This window comes from Bacillus sp. AP50 (genome assembly GCF_040492675.1).
Lineage (GTDB): Bacteria > Bacillota > Bacilli > Bacillales > Bacillaceae_G > Bacillus_A > Bacillus_A cereus.
The window spans coordinates 1-1645 of sequence record NZ_JBEUTW010000625.1; the positions used below are offsets into that span (position 1 = coordinate 1).

The following is a 1645-nucleotide window of genomic DNA, read 5'->3' on the forward strand; positions in this document are numbered from 1 at the left end:
ATATATAATAATTTATATATTAATAATAAACAAATTAATTCCTCCCAGAATACTGTAGACTCACTAAAAAACTCTTCTTGCCTATAGAAGAGTTTTACTACGACTTCACTGTTAAATAGCATTTTCCTTTATTTCAAGTAAATGTCTGCTGTATTCTTTTTAAACTAGCCGAGATATTGTTTTAGAATTTCTAGCCCTATTTTCAACTCTTCTAATGAGTTTGTAGAGGATAGAGCAACTCGTAAATACTGATTAGGCATGGTTTGTGCGGTAATAAAGCGCTCGGAATGAAAAACCCGAATGCCGTGCCTCTCCAAATCTGTTTCTAATTGAAATGCATCATAATGATTTTGAATAGGTAGCCAACGGTAAAAGCTAAAAGGATGCCCGACAGGATTGTTGGAAGAAAAATATCCTGAATAAATTTCGTTTGCAGACTCCGCTAAAAATTTCTTCTGCTTAACAATTTCATGAGCTTTTCCTGATAACACTAGCTCTGTTATCACCTCTACGTCTAAGGAAGAGGTTTTAACATTGACATTAAATATAGCCTTTAAAATATCCTTACGTAAGGCATCTCCGAATACCATATAAGCAACCCTTAATCCTGAACAAATGCACTTAGAAGTTCCACTAATATAAACACTTTGTTCTGGAAGTAAATTAAACATTGGTTGCTCATAATCAGAAATAACCCCTGCTGTCAAAAATGCATGAATATCATCCTCAATCAAAATTATTTGATGCTTTCGAATGATTGCTGCTAACTCTTTCTTTCGAAAATTTGCAATCATAATCGTAGTAGGATTAGAGCAAGAAGGCATTAAAAAAATACCATGAATATCTAATTGACTACATTGCTTATCGAGTTCACTTGGGAGCATTCCAAATTCATCCCCTTGAATGGGTACTAATTGAATATGTAGCATTTTTGCCAATTCGATAAAATTTGAATAGGTGTATACATCAGTTGCAATTCGGTTTCCAGGTTTAAACAACGCTGTCAATGTAATCGCTAAAGCATTTTGTGACCCCGAAACTATTGCTATATGGTCTTGATCCACATTAATGCCAAAAGACTTCATCCAATTGAGACCTGCCGTTTTTTGATGCGGAAGACCAGTTGGATCATTGTAATTTAATAGTTGCTCTAAATACTTTTTATCTACTACCTTTTGAATAGTCTCTGCGACAATACTATTAGTTTGCTCAAATGATGCTACTAATCCAAGATCAATGCAGTTTCTGATTTCCTCTGTAGAAATAGTAATGGAACGAGTTGCATTAGGAGCTACAAAAGTTCCACTCCCTGTGATTGCATAAATTAGGCCTTTAACTTCACATAGTTTGTAAGCTCGGGTAATTGTTGTAAAGTTTAAATCTAAAAAATCTGCTAATTCTCGTTGTGGAGGCAATTTTGTTCCTGGAGCTAAAAAACCATTTACAATATCATGTTCAAGTAGTGCTGCAATAGAGGAATAAAATGGACGCTTTAATAGTTCCTTATTAGGTTTCCAAGACATAGAGTAATTTTCAAATGAATTTACTGGCATGCTTCACCTCTACGATTAAATTTTTATAGTATAAATTTTAAAAGTTAAAATTAAGATTTATAAACTTTGAAAATTATTACAAGGATATAAAC

Annotated in this window: 1 protein-coding gene; it reads right to left on the reverse strand. The window is 33.3% G+C overall.

Annotated features, from left to right (window positions below; all coding sequences use genetic code 11):
- Positions 1 to 164: 164 nt before the first annotated feature.
- On the reverse strand, positions 165 to 1553 hold the full coding sequence (locus tag ABWK52_RS27540; protein ID WP_001145017.1) for a PLP-dependent aminotransferase family protein: 1389 nt from the start codon (positions 1551 to 1553) through the stop codon (positions 165 to 167).
- Positions 1554 to 1645: the final 92 nt, after the last annotated feature.

What these genes read in the sequence shown, in the direction of transcription:
- ABWK52_RS27540 (WP_001145017.1), bottom strand. Translation starts at nt 1,553, where the DNA reads ATGCCAGTAAATTCATTTGAAAATTACTCTATGTCTTGGAAACCTAAT.